The sequence below is a fragment of the Amycolatopsis sp. lyj-84 genome (assembly GCF_046549075.1).
Taxonomy (GTDB): Bacteria; Actinomycetota; Actinomycetes; order Mycobacteriales; family Pseudonocardiaceae; genus Amycolatopsis.
On sequence record NZ_JAJPWO010000003.1, the window covers coordinates 385,843 to 401,319 of the forward strand.

The 15,477-nt window shown below is 69.6% G+C and carries 15 protein-coding genes; 8 read left to right on the forward strand and 7 right to left on the reverse strand.

The window, feature by feature from the left end:
* Positions 1-7: 7 nt before the first annotated feature.
* The 3 genes from ACLJRM_RS12005 to ACLJRM_RS12015 all read left to right on the forward strand — a co-directional run bounded on the left by ACLJRM_RS12005 (position 8) and on the right by ACLJRM_RS12015 (position 4,009).
* Positions 8-1,714 (forward strand): GMC oxidoreductase, encoded by a 1,707-nt coding sequence (locus ACLJRM_RS12005; RefSeq protein ID WP_410663016.1) that lies wholly within the window; start codon positions 8-10, stop codon positions 1,712-1,714.
* Between the two features lie 65 nt (positions 1,715-1,779).
* Positions 1,780-2,502, forward strand: coding sequence for a maleylpyruvate isomerase N-terminal domain-containing protein (locus tag ACLJRM_RS12010; protein ID WP_410663017.1), 723 nt, complete (start codon positions 1,780-1,782; stop codon positions 2,500-2,502).
* A 52-nt stretch (positions 2,503-2,554) separates the two neighbouring features.
* The gene (locus ACLJRM_RS12015) at positions 2,555-4,009 is read left to right on the forward strand and encodes an FAD-binding oxidoreductase (RefSeq protein ID WP_410663018.1); all 1,455 of its coding nucleotides are present in this window, start codon (positions 2,555-2,557) and stop codon (positions 4,007-4,009) included.
* Here ACLJRM_RS12015 and ACLJRM_RS12020 read toward each other — a convergent pair.
* The 3 genes from ACLJRM_RS12020 to ACLJRM_RS12030 form a co-directional block, all read right to left on the reverse strand.
* Complete coding sequence (locus ACLJRM_RS12020) at positions 4,006-5,451, reverse strand: aldehyde dehydrogenase family protein (protein WP_410663019.1); 1,446 nt, start codon at positions 5,449-5,451, stop codon at positions 4,006-4,008. The genes ACLJRM_RS12015 and ACLJRM_RS12020 overlap by 4 nt on opposite strands.
* A 19-nt stretch (positions 5,452-5,470) precedes the next feature.
* Positions 5,471-6,505 (reverse strand): zinc-dependent alcohol dehydrogenase family protein, encoded by a 1,035-nt coding sequence (locus ACLJRM_RS12025; protein ID WP_410663020.1) that lies wholly within the window; start codon positions 6,503-6,505, stop codon positions 5,471-5,473.
* An 89-nt stretch (positions 6,506-6,594) separates the two neighbouring features.
* A complete protein-coding gene (locus ACLJRM_RS12030; RefSeq protein WP_410663021.1) occupies positions 6,595-7,125 on the reverse strand; it encodes a DinB family protein in 531 nt (176 codons plus the stop codon).
* 127 nt (positions 7,126-7,252) lie between these two features.
* Between ACLJRM_RS12030 and guaA the strand changes: the two genes are divergently transcribed.
* Positions 7,253-8,809, forward strand: a complete 1,557-nt coding sequence (guaA, locus tag ACLJRM_RS12035; RefSeq protein WP_410663022.1) for a glutamine-hydrolyzing GMP synthase — start codon at positions 7,253-7,255, stop codon at positions 8,807-8,809.
* A 229-nt stretch (positions 8,810-9,038) separates the two neighbouring features.
* Here the strand turns inward: guaA and ACLJRM_RS12040 are convergent, their stop codons facing one another.
* Complete coding sequence (locus ACLJRM_RS12040) at positions 9,039-9,281, reverse strand: hypothetical protein (protein WP_101612234.1); 243 nt, start codon at positions 9,279-9,281, stop codon at positions 9,039-9,041.
* Entirely contained in the window at positions 9,274-10,548 is a 1,275-nt protein-coding gene (locus ACLJRM_RS12045; RefSeq protein WP_410663023.1) for a PspC domain-containing protein, read from the reverse strand. The genes ACLJRM_RS12040 and ACLJRM_RS12045 overlap by 8 nt, the downstream gene beginning before the upstream one ends.
* Positions 10,549-10,659: 111 nt before the next feature.
* Here ACLJRM_RS12045 and ACLJRM_RS12050 point away from each other — a divergent pair, with 111 nt between their 5' ends.
* From ACLJRM_RS12050 to ACLJRM_RS12060, 3 genes are read left to right on the forward strand one after another with little or no spacing between them, the layout of a single operon-like run.
* Positions 10,660-12,015, forward strand: coding sequence for a PspC domain-containing protein (locus tag ACLJRM_RS12050; protein WP_410663181.1), 1,356 nt, complete (start codon positions 10,660-10,662; stop codon positions 12,013-12,015).
* A 40-nt stretch (positions 12,016-12,055) separates the two neighbouring features.
* On the forward strand, positions 12,056-12,730 hold the full coding sequence (locus tag ACLJRM_RS12055) for a response regulator (RefSeq protein WP_076163075.1): 675 nt from the start codon (positions 12,056-12,058) through the stop codon (positions 12,728-12,730).
* Positions 12,731-13,099 carry a DUF4345 domain-containing protein gene (locus ACLJRM_RS12060; RefSeq protein WP_101612236.1) on the forward strand — a complete coding sequence of 123 codons (369 nt, stop codon included), beginning with the start codon at positions 12,731-12,733 and terminating at the stop codon, positions 13,097-13,099.
* A gap of 82 nt (positions 13,100-13,181) precedes the next feature.
* Here ACLJRM_RS12060 and ACLJRM_RS12065 read toward each other — a convergent pair whose 3' ends face one another.
* Together ACLJRM_RS12065 and ACLJRM_RS12070 are read right to left on the reverse strand one after the other, a co-directional pair.
* The gene (locus ACLJRM_RS12065) at positions 13,182-13,529 is read right to left on the reverse strand and encodes a hypothetical protein (protein ID WP_410663024.1); all 348 of its coding nucleotides are present in this window, start codon (positions 13,527-13,529) and stop codon (positions 13,182-13,184) included.
* A complete protein-coding gene (locus ACLJRM_RS12070) occupies positions 13,526-14,467 on the reverse strand; it encodes a DMT family transporter (protein WP_410663025.1) in 942 nt (313 codons plus the stop codon). Before ACLJRM_RS12070 ends, ACLJRM_RS12065 begins: the two co-directional genes overlap by 4 nt.
* A 101-nt stretch (positions 14,468-14,568) precedes the next feature.
* Here ACLJRM_RS12070 and ACLJRM_RS12075 point away from each other — a divergent pair, with 101 nt between their 5' ends.
* Complete coding sequence (locus ACLJRM_RS12075; protein ID WP_410663026.1) at positions 14,569-15,468, forward strand: LysR family transcriptional regulator; 900 nt, start codon at positions 14,569-14,571, stop codon at positions 15,466-15,468.
* Positions 15,469-15,477 lie beyond the last annotated feature (9 nt).

Here is a 15,477-nt window from a genome sequence, read left to right on the forward strand (position 1 = left end):
CGAGGGTGTGACTGCCAGTAACACCACCACTGAAGACGACTTCGACTACGACGTGATCGTCGTCGGCTCCGGGTTCGGCGGCAGTGTCGCTGCCCTCCGCCTGACCGAAAAGGGCTACCGCGTAGCCGTCATCGAGGCGGGCCGCCGCTTCGCCGACGACGAGTTCGCGAAGACGTCCTGGGACCTTCGCCGCTACGTCTGGGCGCCCCAGGTCGGCTGCTTCGGCATCCAGCGCATCCACATGCTCAAGGACGTCATGGTGCTCGCAGGCGCGGGCGTCGGCGGCGGCTCGCTGGTCTACGCGAACACGCTGTACCGCCCGCTGAAGCCGTTCTACGTCGACCCGCAGTGGTCCCACATCACCGACTGGGAGTCCGAGCTCGGTCCGCACTACGACCAGGCCAGCCGCATGCTGGGCGTCGTCACCAATCCCAGCGTCACGCCGTCGGACGTCGTGATGAAGGGCGTCGCCGAGGACATGGGCGTCGCCGGTTCGTACCACCCGACGCCCGTCGGCGTGTACTTCGGCAAGCCGGGGGAGCGAGCCGAGGACCCGTACTTCGGCGGCGCGGGCCCCGCGCGCACCGGCTGCACCGAGTGCGGCGCCTGTATGACCGGCTGCCGCGTCGGCGCCAAGAACACCCTGGTCAAGAACTACCTCTACCTCGCGGAGAAGGACGGCGCGAAGGTCATCCCGCTCACCACGGTGAGCGCGATTAGCCCGCTAAACGCAGGTGGGTACGAGGTGAGCATCAAGAAGACCGGGTCGACCTCGCGCAAGTTCCGCCACAAGCTCACCGCCGCGCAGGTGGTGCTCGCCGCCGGCACGTGGGGGACGCAGAACCTGCTCCACGGCATGCGTGACACCGCCAAGCTGCCGAAGCTCTCACCGCGCCTCGGCGAGCTGACCCGCACCAACTCCGAGGCCATCATCGGCGCCGCCCGCACCTCGGTCGACGAGGAGCGGAACTTCAGCCGCGGTGTCGCGATCACGTCGTCGATCCACCCCGACGACAACACGCACATCGAGCCGGTCCGTTACGGCAAGGGCAGCAACGCGATGAGCCTGCTCCAGACCATCGCCACCGAAGGCGATTCGGGGGTCCCGCGCTGGCGCCAGGCCGTCAACTTCATGGTCAAGCACCCGGTCCAGACGGTCCGCCTGCTCAACGGCTACCGCTGGAGCGAGCGCACGGTGATCCTGCTGGTGATGCAGAGCCTCGACAACTCCATCACCACCTACACCAAGCGCGGTCTCTTCGGCCGCCGCAAGTACACGTCCAAGCAGGGCCACGGCGAGCCGAACCCCAGCTTCATCCCCGCCGGGCACGAGGCCAACCTCCGCACCGCCGAACGGATCGGCGGGATGGCGGGCGGCACCTGGGGCGAGATCTTCGACATCCCGCTGACGGCGCACTTCATCGGCGGTGCGCCGATCGGCACGGCGGCCGACAACGGCGTGATCGACCCGTACCACCGGGTCTTCAACTATCCCGGTCTGTCCATTGTGGATGGATCGGCGATCACCGCCAACCTCGGCGTCAACCCTTCGCTGACCATCACCGCACAGGCCGAGCGCGCGTTCTCGCTGTGGCCCAACAAGGGCGAAACGGACAATCGGCCGTCGCAGGAGCTGCCGTACGCGCGTCTGGAGCCGATCGCGCCCAAGAACCCGTCAGTTCCAGCCGACGCACCGGCGGCCCTTCGGCGCTAACCCGGACCCCGCCCCGCCACCACCCTCAACTGACAGGCTTCGCCTGACTGGCTAGATTCAAGGGCGTGACCGCCTCAGAACGCGCCCACGTCCTGCTCGATCGCGTCCGCGCCTTGCATGACGAGTGGGTGCTCGTGGCCCGCGGCCTCGGCGAGGACGCCGTGCACGCCCCCAGCGCGTTGCCCGGCTGGACGAGGGCGCATCTGCTCTCGCACGTCGCGCGCAACGCCGACGGCCTCGGCAACCTCTTGACCTGGGCGAAGACCGGCGTCGAGACGCCGATGTACGACACGGCCACGGCTCGCGACGAGGGCATCGAGGCCGGAGCCGACCGCTCCGCCGCGGTGATCGTCGCCGACGTCGTGGACTCCGGTGAGCGGTTCGCGGAGCTGGCCGCGTCCATGCCGGACGAGGCGTGGGCCGGTGAGGCCCGTGATCGGTTGGGCAATCGCCTCACCGGTGAGGGAGTGCTGCTCAAACGGCTGTCCGAAACCTCGATCCACCTCGTCGACCTGGACTCCGGTTACGACTTCGACCGGGTCTCCGGGCTGCTCGGCCGGGAGTTCGAGGTGGTGGTGAGCGGCGCGATCGCCTGGTACGGCGACGGATTGCCCGCGGTCCTCCTGGTCGCCGTCGACGGCGACGGGACGCGGCACGAATGGCGGATGGGCACCGGCGATCCGGCCAAGGTGACCGGCGCGCCCGGTGACGCCCTCGCCTGGATCACCGGCCGCTCCGATGGGTCCACTTTGGACGGCGAAGTGCCGCCGCTGCCGCATTGGCTCTGACTCGGTCGGGTGAGCCCGGCAACCTGGCCGGCGTCCGCGCGTCTTCACAAGTATGAAGTTGGGGCGAAGGAACTTCCTCAAACTCGCCGGCGCGGCCGCGGCGGGGGCGGCCGCGACGGCGTGTTCCGCCGCGCCTCCCGTGCAAGCGCCCACCTCGGCTCCCGGAACCTCGTTGCCGCCGAGTTCCAGTGTCGCGCCGCCGTCCGGTCCGCCGGACTGGGCGGCCTTGCGGAACAAGGTCTCGCTGCTCTTGCCGGGTGATTCCGGCTACGAGAACACCAAACGCGTGTTCAACCCGGCCTTCGACGGCCTCAAGCCCGCCGCGATCGCGAAATGCGCCAAACCGGAAGACGTGCAGGCAGCGATCGAAGCGGCCGCGCGACGCGTGCCGATCGCCGCTCGCAGCGGCGGCCACAGCTACGCCGGGTATTCCGTTCCCGATGGCGGCTTGATGATCGACCTCGGCGGAATGTCCTCAGTGGACGTTCAAGGCGAGCAGGTCGTGATCGGCGCGGGCGCGAAACTCAAGGATGTCTACGCCACACTCGGTGGCGCGGGACGCTGCCTGCCGGCGGGCTCCTGCCCCAGTGTCGGCATCGCCGGGCTGACACTCGGCGGTGGAATCGGTGTCCTCGCCCGCAAATACGGACTCACCTGTGATCACCTGGTCTCCGCGCAGGTCGTCACGGCGGATGGGAAGCTCCGGACGGCATCGGCCGATTCCGAGCCTGAGTTGTTCTGGGCGTTGCGCGGGGGAGGCGGCGGCAACTTCGGTGTCGTCACCTCGTTCACCTTCCGCACCGATCCGTCGCCGTCGGTCGTTTCGGTCTTCTCCCTGCATTTCCCGGCGGGGAGTGCGAACGAGGTCCTCGCCGAGTGGCAGCGATGGCTGCCCGAAGCGCCGCCGGAGTTGTGGGCGAACGTCGTGCTGTCGGGAGGATCTCCGGTCGGTGCGCGGGTTTCTGGCTGCTACGTCGGCGATTCCGCCTCGCTGGCCCGGGAACTCGACAAGCTGACCGGCAAGGTCAAGGGCACGCGGACGGTGAAGCAGCTCGACTATCTCGGTGCCATGAAGTACTTCTCCGGTAGTGAGAATCGTCAGTCCTTTGTGGCCTCATCGCGCATTCTCGGTGAAGCGGTGGATCCCGCGAAGCTGACGTCGATCCTCGGCGGCAGGCGAGGAATGGACCTCCTGGTCGACGGTCTCGGCGGAGCGGTCGCAGACATCGCCCCGGACGCCACCGCCTTCTGGCACCGGAAGGCGATCGGAAGCGTGCAGATCTACAGCCAGGCGGATACGCGCAATCGTTCTCTGGCAACGGATTCCGTCGCCGAAGTGGTGACAGGGATCGGGCTGAGTGGGGGCTACGTCAATTACATCGACCCCGCTCTGCCCGACTGGATGACGGCCTACTACGGCGACAACGCCACCCGCCTCAAGCAGGTGGCGAAGACCTACGACCCGGACAAGGTGTTCGGTTTCGCGCAGGCCGTCACCCCCGCCTAGAGATCGATGCCGGTGAAGACGGTGACCCGTTCCTCGGTGAGGTCGTGCATCGCGGCGAGCACACCTTCCCTGCCGATGCCCGATCCCTTGACGCCGCCGTACGGCATCTGGTCCGCGCGATAGGACGGGACGTCGCCGATGATCACGCCGCCGACCTCGAGTTCGGTCGACGCGTAGAAGGCGAGATGCACGTCGCGAGTGAACACTCCGGCCTGCAACCCGTAAGCGGATTCGTTGACCGAAGCGAAAGCCTCGTCGACACCATCCACAATGGACACGGCGAGTACCGGTCCGAAGACCTCCTCGGCCCAGGCCTTTGTGGACGGTGGGACGTCGGTGAGCACGGTCGGCTCCACCGTCGCGCCGTCCCGCTTGCCGCCGGTGAGGATCTTCGCGCCCGCGGCGACGGCCTCGTCGATCCAGGCCACGATCCGTTCCGCGGCGGCCTCGTCGACGACCGGCCCCACGTCGGTGTTCTTGTCGTATGGGTCACCGGTTCGCTGTTCCCGCACGGCTTCCACCAACGCGGGCACGAACTCTTCGGCGACCTCACGTTCGACGATGACCCGCTGCACGGCGATGCAGGACTGCCCGGCCTGGTAGTTGCCGAAGGTCGCGATGCGGTGCGCGGCGCCTTCGGGATCCGGCCAGTCGCGGAGCACGACGGCGGCCGCGTTGCCGCCGAGTTCGAGCACGACGTGCTTGCGCGGCGCGGCGTCCGCCAGCGACCAGCCGACCGGACCCGAACCGGTGAACGACACCACCGGCAGCCGGGGATCCGCGACCAGCGCCGAAGTCTCCTCGTTGCCGAGAGGCAGCACTGAGAACGCGCCTTCCGGCAGATCCGTCTCGGCCAGGATCTCGCCGAGGATCAGCGCGGAGAGGGGCGTTCGCGGTGCGGGTTTGACGATGATCGGCGCGCCGACCGCGAGCGACGGCGCGACCTTGTGCGCCACCAGGTTCAGCGGGAAGTTGAACGGCGCGATGCCCAGCACCGGGCCGCGCGGGATCCGGCGGGTGAGCGCCAGCCTGCCCTCGCCCGCCGGGTCGGTGTCCAGGCGTTGCAGGTCACCGCTGAACCGGCGGGCCTCTTCGGCCGCGATCCGGAAGACCGACACCGCGCGCCGCACCTCGGCGTCGGCCCACTTGAGCGGTTTGCCGTTCTCGGCGGTGATGACCTCGGCGATCTCCTCGGCGCGGCCGGCGAGAACCCGCGAAACGTGATCGAGCGCCGAAGCGCGGCTGTGCGCCGAGGACCGCCGGAACTCCTTCGCGACGCTCGCCGCCGCGCTCACCGCTCGTTCGACCTGCTCCGGCCCGGGCACCGCGACGGTGGCGACTTCGCTTCCGTCGAACGGGTGGTGCACGGTGAGCGTCGAAGCGCCCTGCTCGGCGCGGCCTGCGATCCAAGCGGGGCGCGGCTCCGGGGTGATCATGTCCATGGATGACAAGGTATTCCAGTCAGGGCTTGACGAGCACCTTGAGCGCTTCGCGGTCCGCCATCGCGCGGTAGCCCTCGGGGACCTCTTCGAGCCCGATGGTCCGGTCGAACACCTTGCCCGGCTGGTACCTGCCCTCGACGACGTCGTCGAGCAGCTCGGGGATGTAGTGGCGGGCGGGGGCGACGCCGCCGGTGACGGTGATGTTGCGGCGGAAGAGCGGCGGGCCGATCGGGCCCTCGTCGTACTGCGGCACGCCGACGCGGCTGATCGTGCCGCCGGGGCGGACCGCGCCGACGCCCATTTCGAAGGCGGGCTTCGTGCCGACGCACTCGAGAACGGTGTGGGTGCCTTCGCCGTTCGTGAGCTCTCGGATCTTCTCGATGCCTTCGTCGCCGCGCTCGGACACGACGTCCGTCGCGCCGAACTCGCGGCCGAGGTCCGTGCGGGCCTGATGGCGGCCCATCAGGATGATGCGCTCGGCGCCGAGGCGTTTCGCCGCGAGGACCGCGGAGAGTCCGACGGCGCCGTCACCGATCACGGTGACCGTCGTGCGCTCGTTCACGCCCGCTTTGGTCGCTGCGTGGTGGCCGGTCGGGAAGACGTCGGACAGGGTGAGGAGTCCCGCGAGCAGGTCGTCGTCCTCGGTGTGCGGCAGTTTCACGAGCGTGCCGTCGGCCTGCGGGACGCGGACGGCCTCGCCCTGGCCGGCGTCGACGCCCTTCGCGCCCCAGAAGCCGCCGTGGACGCACGAGGTGTGGAGGCCTTCGCGGCAGAACCGGCAGGTGTTGTCGGAGTAGACGAAGGGCGCGACGACCAGGTCGCCGGTCTTGAGCGTGGTGACGTCGGAGCCGACGGCCTCGATGACGCCGAGGAACTCGTGCCCGATGCGGACGCCGCGGTCGCGCGCGGGCATGCTGCCGTACGGCCAGAGGTCGCTGCCGCAGATACAGGAGCGGACGACGCGGAGAAGCGCGTCGGTCGGCTCGCTCAGTTTCGGGTCCGGGACGGTCTCGACGCGTACGTCGCCGGCGCCGTAGATGACAGTCGCTCGCAAGACGGGTCCTTTCCTGGGCTCGCCTCAGTATGAGCGCGTCGCGTTTAGCCCGCTAAACGCGACGTGGGCCGGGGAGCGCGTTTAGCGGGCTAAACGCGACGCGCGTAGAGGTCGCGCAGGAGGAGGACCTCGGCGCCGTGGTGGATGGCCTCCCGGTTGATGTGCAGGACCAGGGCCACGAACGGGTACTCCGCATAGGGGCCCTCGGCCTCGCCGCAGGGGCGCTCGAGATCTTCGGCGGTGAGGCCGCGGACGCCGTCGCGCCAGCGCGCGTAGGCGTCGTCGAGCTGTTCCAGCGCTTCCTTGGCGGAAGCCGCGTACGGGAAGGTCTGGTAGTCGACGGGTTCGGTGCCGAAGTGCGACGCGTTCCGCATCGCGAAGACGCCGATGACGATGTGGGCGAGGCGCCAGGCGATCGTCGTCACCGGCGGCGGTGAGGGCTCCGGGTACGCCCAATCGATCATCAGGCGGCCGTCCTCCTGAGGGCGGATCGACCAGCAGTCCGCGGCGGGTTCCCAGAGGTATTCGTCGTCGGTGAGGGTGTCCAGCCGCGGGCGGAAGTGCTGCGTCCAGTGCCACTCGAGCTGTTCGGAGAGTTCCTTGCTCCAGTCGATGCTCATGTCCGCCGACGGTAGGGCCCCTAGCGGTCAGCCGCTGTCCTGAATCGTGAGGGGGTTGGCGGCGAGGTGACCCGGCCCACCTGGGACGATGGTGGGGAAGCGTACTGCTCTGATCTGGAGGTTTCAGGTGCCCAGTCCCACCGGTCCGGTAATCGTCGTGGACTTCGGGGCGCAGTACGCGCAGCTGATCGCGCGCCGTGTGCGCGAGGCTCAGGTCTACTCCGAGGTCGTCCCGCACACCGCCACCGCCGAGGACATCCTCGCGAAGGATCCGGCCGCGATCATCCTTTCCGGTGGTCCTTCCAGCGTGTACGCGGAGAACGCCCCCGCCCTCGCCCCCGGGCTGGTCGACGCGGGCGTGCCGATCCTCGGCATCTGCTACGGCCACCAGGTGCTCGCGCAAGCCCTCGGCGGCACGGTCGAGCCGACCGGAATCCGCGAGTTCGGCCGCACCGAGGTCCGCGTCACCGGCGAGGGCGGCGTCCTGCACGCCGGGCTGCCGAACAACCAGCCCGCCTGGATGAGCCACAACGACAGCGTCACCAAGGCCCCCGAGGGCGCCACCGTGACCGCGTCGAGTGACGGTGCCGCCGTCGCCGGGTTCGAAGACGTCGAGCGCCGCTTCGCCGGGGTCCAGTACCACCCCGAGGTGCACCACTCGCCGCACGGACAAGAGGTGCTTCGCCGCTTCCTGCACGACATCGCGGGCATCCGGCCGCAGTGGACGACGTCGTCCATCGTCGACGACCAGGTCAAGCGCATCGCCGAACAGGTCGGTGACGGACGGGCGATCTGCGGGCTTTCCGGCGGCGTCGACTCGGCCGTGGCGGCCGCGCTGGTCCAGCGGGCCATCGGTGACCGGCTGACCTGCGTGTTCGTCGACCACGGCCTGCTTCGCTCCGGCGAACGCACCCAGGTCGAGCGCGATTTCGTCGCCGCGACCGGGGTCAACCTGGTGACCGTCGACGCGCGCGAGCGGTTCCTCGACGCGCTGGCCGGGGTCACCGACCCCGAGGAGAAGCGCAAGATCATCGGCCGCGAGTTCATCCGCGTGTTCGAGCAGGCCGAGCGCGACCTCAAGGCCGAGGGCGACTACAAGTTCCTGGTCCAGGGCACGCTGTACCCGGACGTCGTCGAGTCCGGCGGCGGCGAGGGCGCGGCGAACATCAAGAGCCACCACAACGTCGGCGGGCTGCCCGACGACCTGCAGTTCGAGCTCGTCGAGCCGCTGCGCCTGCTGTTCAAGGACGAGGTGCGGCGCGTCGGGCTGGAGCTCGGGCTGCCGGAGACGATCGTGCAGCGGCAGCCGTTCCCCGGCCCGGGCCTCGGCATCCGGATCATCGGCGCCGTCGACGCCGAGCGTCTCGAGACGCTGCGCGCGGCCGACGCCATCGCGCGTGAGGAGCTCACCGCGGCCGGGCTGGACGGCGAGATCTGGCAGTGCCCGGTGGTGCTGCTGGCCGACGTTCGCAGTGTCGGCGTCCAGGGCGACGGGCGGACCTACGGGCACCCGATCGTGCTGCGGCCGGTGTCGTCCGAGGACGCGATGACCGCGGACTGGACGCGGCTGCCCTACGAGGTCCTGGAGCGGATCTCGACCCGCATCACCAACGAGGTCGCCGAGGTGAACCGGGTGGTCCTGGACGTCACGTCCAAGCCGCCGGGCACCATCGAGTGGGAGTGACCCGCACCCGTCCCGACTTGCGTTTAGCCCCCTAATCGCGATCTGGCGACCCAGGGCACCTGCGCGACCCGGATCGCGTTTAGCCCGCTAAACGCGCTCTGGGTCCCTCAGGTGCCCGAGGCCCATCGGATCGCGATTAGGGGGCTAAAGTCGCGCGGCCCTGGGGCAAGGCGAAGGCCCCGGCGAGGGGCCGGGGCCTTCGGAGTGGAGTGGATCGTGAGTGCGGCCGCTAGCGGCGGCTCTTGCGCAGCGAAGCGGCGAGAAGCAGGACGCCGACGAAGATAGCGCCGCCCGCCATCACCCAGCGGAAGTCGAACTGCGGGAGCCACGAGGAGCCGTCCGAGAGGACGTAACCCGACACCAGCAGCGTCGCGATCCCGACGATCAGGGTGAAGAGGTCCACCCCGCGCTTCGCGGGCTGAGCCGACTGGGTCTGCGTGCTGTCGTAGTTGTCGTAGTCGTACTCAGCCACGACGCACCTCCACGTTTCCGACACTGTTCTTGACCTGCAGGACGATCTTCTGGCCGTTGGTGCCCGCCGAGGTGAAGTCGACGGCGTCCTCACCGACCCCCGAGCGGGACTGGCCGAGGCAATCGACTTCGCCCGCTCCCGTCTCACAGGTGACCTTCACTTCGGCACCCGTCGGCACGAGCACCGTCGAGTTGCCCGCCCCGTTGGAGACCTTCGTGGTCACCGAGGCCCCCGCGGGCAGCTTGGTCAGGTCGAGGTCGATGTCGCCCGCCGAGTGGCGGTACTCCGGCAGCACATCGGACGCCGCGCTCGGCGTCGCCTTCAGGTCGCCGAGGCCGCCCTTCACGGAGAAGTTGTCGAACGGCACCGTGGTCAGCGCCATCCCGACGATCGCCAGCGGCACCGCCAGCCCGATCAGCCCGCGACCGCCCCGCACGAACGAGCCGGCCACCAGCCCGATGCCGACCACACCCAGGGTGAGTCCGATGACGTGCTGCAGGGTGAACCACGCTTCGCCGTCCAAGCCCAGGACGGTGCCCACGCCGCCGACCAGCACGGCGACCCCGAAGGTCGCGGCGCCGATCTTCGACTTCCGGCCGCGAGGCACCGGCGGAGCCGGAGGCGGCGGAGGGCTCTGCGGCGGCAGACCGCCGGACTGATACGCGTTCGGCAGGTCCCAAGCGGACGGGTCGGCCGCGAGCGGGTCCCAGCCGCCTTCGGTCGCAGCCGAAGCGGAGGTCGCCGTAGACGCGGACGCCATCGAGAACGCGGCGGTCGGCTGAGCCGGGGCGGGCGGCACCGGCCGGTTGAACTGCCCGCGGTTGCGGTGCAGCAAGTACAGCGCGACGGCCATCAGTGCGAAACCGATCAGCCCGGTGCCGTCGGTCAGCCAGCCGCCGCTCAGGGTCCAGGTGAGTCCCGGGAACAGCAGGATCAGCAGCAGCACCGCGAACGCCGGTGAACTCGACGCGCGGCCCCGGCCGATCAGGCCCTCGAACGCGGAAACGCGGTCACCTTCCTGCGGCAGGAACAGCCAGCCCAGCAGATAGATGAAGACACCGAAGCCGCCGAACACGGTCGCGGCGACCAGCGCCACCCGGACCACGGTCGGGTCGATGCCGTACCGGTAGCCGATTCCCGCGGCGACACCGGCGAACTTGCGGCCGTGTGCCGGGCGTACCGGCCTGCTCCGCCAGAAATCCTTGACGGTCGCTTCGAAGCCGGCCGCTGGGCCGTGCTTCGGCGTGTGTGTCTCACTCCCACTCATGCCACAAAGAATGCGCTCCGGCCGACCCCCGCCACATCCGGGAAGTCCCCTGAGGTTTCCCCCAGCGGGAAGAGTCAGGGGTTTCCCCGATGGATCGGTTCCGTGCTCCGTGTGACCATGGAGAACGTGCAGGAATCCGCCCCCGACGAGCTCACCGTGCAGGTGAAGCCGATGCTCATCGAGCGCCCTCCGGTGCCCGTGCCCGGCAGCCTGTCCCCGGCCCCGTTCGAGCCGCCCAAGATGTATCGCCGCCGCTCCGGCCGCGCCATCGCGGGTGTCGCCGGCGGCCTCGCCGATCACCTCGGCGTCAAGGTGCTCTGGGTCCGGACGGCGTTCGCGCTGCTGGCCGCGCTGAACGGCACCGGCTTGCTCGCGTACGGCCTGCTTTGGGTCTTCGTCCAGCAGCAGAGCGGTGACGTCGAGCCGGAGAAAACCGCGCCGAAGGAGAAGCAGCAGGCTTTCGGCCTGATGGCGCTGGGTGTCGGCCTCGCCGTCGCCAGCGGCACGCTGACCGGCCTGATCAGCGGCTGGGTCGCCATCCCGCTGGCACTGGCCATGATCGGTGCGGCGGTCGTCTGGCGTGAGGCCGACGAGTCGCAGCGCAGGCGCTGGCGTCTCAGCGGGAAGGGCAGTGTCGCCGGGGCCTTTCTCGGTGGCGGGGGCTGGTCGGCCGCGATCCGCGTCGTCGCGGGTGTCGCGCTGGTGATGACCGGGATCGGCGTCGTCGTCCTGCAGAGCGGCAGCATCGACCAGGTCAAGTTCGCGCTGGTCGCGGTGATCGCGACGCTGTTCGGGGTGGCCGTGCTGACCGTCCCGTTCTGGCTGCGCCTGGTCCGTGATCTCTCCGACGAGCGCACCGCCCGTGTCCGTACCGACGAACGCGCCGAGATCGCCGCGCACCTGCACGACTCGGTCCTGCAGACCCTCGCGCTGATCCAGAAGCAGGCGGAATCGCCGCGTGAGGTCGCCAGGCTCGCGCGCGGTCAGGAACGCGAACTGCGTGGCTGGCTGTACGGGCCGACGGGATACGGCAAGAGCCAGAAGACCGAAGAGGAAGCTGTCAGCGGGCAGCTGTCCGAGGTGCTCGCGGCCGCGTGCGGCGAGGTCGAGGACGCGTTCGCGATTTCGGTGCAGCAGGTGGTCGTGGGGGAGGCCACGCTGAACGAGCCGCTGACCGCGCTGGTCCAGGCGGCCCGCGAAGCGATCGTCAACGCCGCCAAGCACGCGGGTGTCGACGAAGTCAGCGTGTACGCCGAGGTCGAGCCGACAGCGGTGACGGTTTTCGTGCGCGACAGGGGCAAGGGGTTCGACCCCGACGTCGTGCCGAGCGACCGCCACGGTCTCGCGGATTCGATCCGCGGCCGGATGGAGCGGCACGGCGGGAAGCTCAAACTGCGTACCGCACCGGGTGAAGGAACCGAGGTCCAGCTGGAGATGCCGGTCAAGGCGGGGAAGGGCGCGGCGTGAGGTCGCTATGCTCACGGGACAGGGCGAGTGAGGGAGCATCGTGACGGAGAACCAGCAGACGCGAGAACCGGTCAAGGTCTTCCTCGTCGACGACCACGCGCTTTTCCGGGCGGGCGTGCGCACCGAACTGGACTCGATCACCGACGACGTGCGTGTGGTCGGCGAGGCGGGCTCGGTGGCCGAGGCGGTCGCGGGAATCGCCCGGACCAAGCCGCAGGTCGTGCTGCTCGACGTGCACATGCCGGACGGCGGCGGCGCCGAGGTGCTGCGCCGGATCCGCCCGGAACTGCCGGACGTCGTGTTCCTCGCGCTGTCGGTTTCCGACGCCGCGGAGGACGTGATCGCCGTGATCCGGGCCGGGGCCCGGGGTTACGTCACGAAGACGATCTCGTCGAAGGAACTCGTGCGCGCCGTCGTGCGGGTGTCCGACGGTGACGCGGTGTTCTCGCCGCGGCTGGCCGGGTTCGTGCTCGACGCCTTCGCCGACAGGCCGGGTTCCGCGCCGATCAGCGACCCGGACCTGGACCTGCTGACGCCGCGGGAACGCGACGTGCTGCGGCTGCTCGCGCGCGGGTACGCCTACAAGGAGATCGCGTCCGAGCTGTTCATCTCGGTGAAGACCGTCGAGACGCACGTTTCGAGCGTTCTGCGGAAGACGCAGCTTTCGAACCGGTACGAGCTTTCGCGCTGGGCTTCCGACCGGCGCCTCGTCTAGATGGCGCCTGTTCTCATCGGCCTGGTGGCCGTGTTCTTCCTGGGGATGGGGCTGCTCGGGCTCGCCGCGCCAGGGCGGTTGATCCGGCCGTTCGGCATCAAACTGGACTCCGCGACCGCGCGGACCGAGGTGCGGGCGGTCTACGGCGGCTTCGGGGTGGCGATCGCCGTGCTGCTCGGTTTCGCGGCGTTCGACGTCGGCGGGATCCAGCGGGGCGCCGCGATCGCGGTGGCCGTCGCGCTCGCCGGGATGGCCTTCGGGCGGCTGGTCGCCCGGTTCGCGGAGCGGCCCGAGCGGTTCTACCCGAGCTGGCTCTACTTCTGGGTCGAGCTGGTCATGGCCGCCCTGCTCGTCGTCTCGGTCCTCTGACGACGCGTCGCGTTTAGCGGGCTAAACGCGATCCGCCGAGCCCCAGGCCCCACCGCATCGCGATTAGCCCGCTAAACGCAGGTCAGACGGGCCGCCTGAATTCGTGGGTCACTTCGATCTTCCCCACGATGTGCGCGTTGAACTCGGCCAGTTCCTCGGCCGGGACCCAGAGCTCCAGGATGGTCTTCCCACCCGCCTGCTGGACGGGGTACCGCTGGACGAAGTCCGTCTCGACCTCGAACCGTGTCACGAAGCCCGCACCGTCGTACCGCACGTTCCAGTCGCGGGCGATCTTGATCGCGTAGTCCTCGTTCAGCACCGGGTAGAAGATCGGCTGCTCCGGCAGGCGCGGCGGCCACTCCCGCCAGCCCGACTCGCGGACGAGGTCGAGCTCGACCGGACCGGTCGGGCGCCACAAGGTCGTCGTCATGGCGCCGTCTCCCCGGCGATCGCCAGCGGCCGCTCCACCACCGGGGCGGCAGCAAAGGTCCCCCGCTCCTTCGGGCGGAGCCGGGTCAGCGCGACGCCGCCCAGCACGACGACCATCCCGGCGATCACCCGGAAGTTGAGCGGCTCGGCCAGGAACACCGCCCCCAGCAGCACCGAAACCACCGGCAGCAGGTACCCGACGATCGACGCCGCGACGGCGCCCTCACTCGCGAGGAGCTGGTAGTTCAGCGCGAACGCGATCCCGGTCGACCCGATCCCCAGGATCACCACCGCGACGATCGCGCCGGTGCTCAGGTGCACCGGCGAGAAACCGCCCATCGGCATCGCCAGCAGCAGGAACCCGGTCGCGACCAGCATCTGCCCGCCGGCCAGCGACAGCGGCGAGTCTCCGGTGCCGGTCAGGTACTTGCCCTCGTAGACGAACGCGAACCCGTAGCTCGCGGCCGCCGCGAGGCAGGCCAGCGCGCCCCAGCTGAGCAGCCCTGAGGCCTCCCACGGCGCGAAGATCAGCAGGATCCCGGCGAGCCCGACGACCAGCCCGGCGACGCGGAGCGCGGTCATCTTCGTGCGCGTGCCCAGCATCGGCGCGGCCAGCAGCACCCAGAGCGGCGTCGTCGAGTTCAGCACCCCGGTGATCCCGGAGTCGACGGTCAGCTCACCCCACGCGAACAGCAGGAACGGCAGCGCGTTGTGGAAGAACGCCGCGACGGTCAGATGTCCCCAGATCCGCCGCCCCGACGGCAGCCTGTCGCGCCCGAGGTAGCAGAGCCCGATCAGCACCGCCGCGCCGAGCGCCACCCGCGCCAGCACCAGCTGCACCGGCGAGAACGCGCCCAGCCCCAGTTTGATCCAGAAGAAACTCGATCCCCACATGAGCGCCAGCGCGCCGATCCGCAGCAGGGTCTTCGTCTCGCCCACCCGGTCCTCCTTAAGTGCCTGGCTCAGCTTCACCGCGCCGACGCGTAAGGACAAGCGAAAATAACTGCAGGGAGCCTTAAGAAGAACTGTAAGATCGGACCATGCTGGACGTCCGCCGCATGCAGGTCCTCCGAGCCGTGATCAGCAGCGGTTCGATCACCGCCGCCGCCAGGAACCTTGGCTACACACCTTCCGCGATCAGCCAGCAGTTGTCCACCCTGGAAAGGGAAGCCGGCGTCGAACTGCTCGAACGCGTCGGGCGCGGCGTGCGCCCGACGCCCGCCGGTTCGCTGCTGTCCGAACACGCGGAAACGCTGAGCACCCAGCTCGCGAAGGCCGAGGCCGCGCTCACCGAACTCAAGGAAGGCCGCACCGGCAGGCTCGCGATCCGCTACTTCGCCACGGCCGGCGCTTCCCTGGTGCCCTTGGCCGTCGCCGCGCTGCGCTGCGACTTCCCGGGCGTCCGCCTCGACCTCAAACTGGTCGAGCCCGACGATTCGATGCCCGACATCGAGTCCGGCAAGGCCGACGTCGCGATGATCGTGCTCCCCACCAGCACTCCCCGCGTCAAGGGCGTCGAGTACATCCACCTCCTCGACGACCCGTACCGCGCGATCCTGCCGAAGAACCACCGGCTCGCCCGCAAGCGCGTCCTCGATCTCGGCGAGCTCGCGGAGGATCCGTGGGTCGGTGTCGACGGTCTTCCCGGCGCTTGCCGCGACATCCTGCTCGATGCCTGTGGCGCGGCGGGATTCGCTCCGAACCATGTCGTCGAATCCGAGGATTACCAGACGGCACAAGGGTTCGTGGCCGCCGGGCTCGGGGTCGCGCTGATCCCGGAACTCGGTCTCGGCGCCCCGCATCCCGGTGTCGCCATCCGCAAGGTCCGCCGCCCCGATCCGGTGCGCTCCATCCACGCGGCCGTCGCCGCGCACGCCAGGGAACATCCCGCGGTGCGAAGGTTCCTCAGCGCGATCCGCGAAGCGGCGAAAGCCGCCTGACCGGATAGA

Excerpts from the sequence above, each read along its gene's own strand:
- ACLJRM_RS12075 (WP_410663026.1), top strand. The coding sequence starts at position 14,569 with ATGCTGGACGTCCGCCGCATGCAGGTCCTCCGAGCCGTGATCAGCAGC.
- ACLJRM_RS12020 (WP_410663019.1), bottom strand. The coding sequence starts at position 5,451 with ATGGACATGATCACCCCGGAGCCGCGCCCCGCTTGGATCGCAGGCCGC.
- ACLJRM_RS12065 (WP_410663024.1), bottom strand. The coding sequence starts at position 13,529 with ATGACGACGACCTTGTGGCGCCCGACCGGTCCGGTCGAGCTCGACCTC.
- ACLJRM_RS12030 (WP_410663021.1), bottom strand. The coding sequence starts at position 7,125 with ATGAGCATCGACTGGAGCAAGGAACTCTCCGAACAGCTCGAGTGGCAC.
- ACLJRM_RS12045 (WP_410663023.1), bottom strand. The coding sequence starts at position 10,548 with ATGAGTGGGAGTGAGACACACACGCCGAAGCACGGCCCAGCGGCCGGC.
- ACLJRM_RS12060 (WP_101612236.1), top strand. The coding sequence starts at position 12,731 with ATGGCGCCTGTTCTCATCGGCCTGGTGGCCGTGTTCTTCCTGGGGATG.
- ACLJRM_RS12015 (WP_410663018.1), top strand. The coding sequence starts at position 2,555 with ATGAAGTTGGGGCGAAGGAACTTCCTCAAACTCGCCGGCGCGGCCGCG.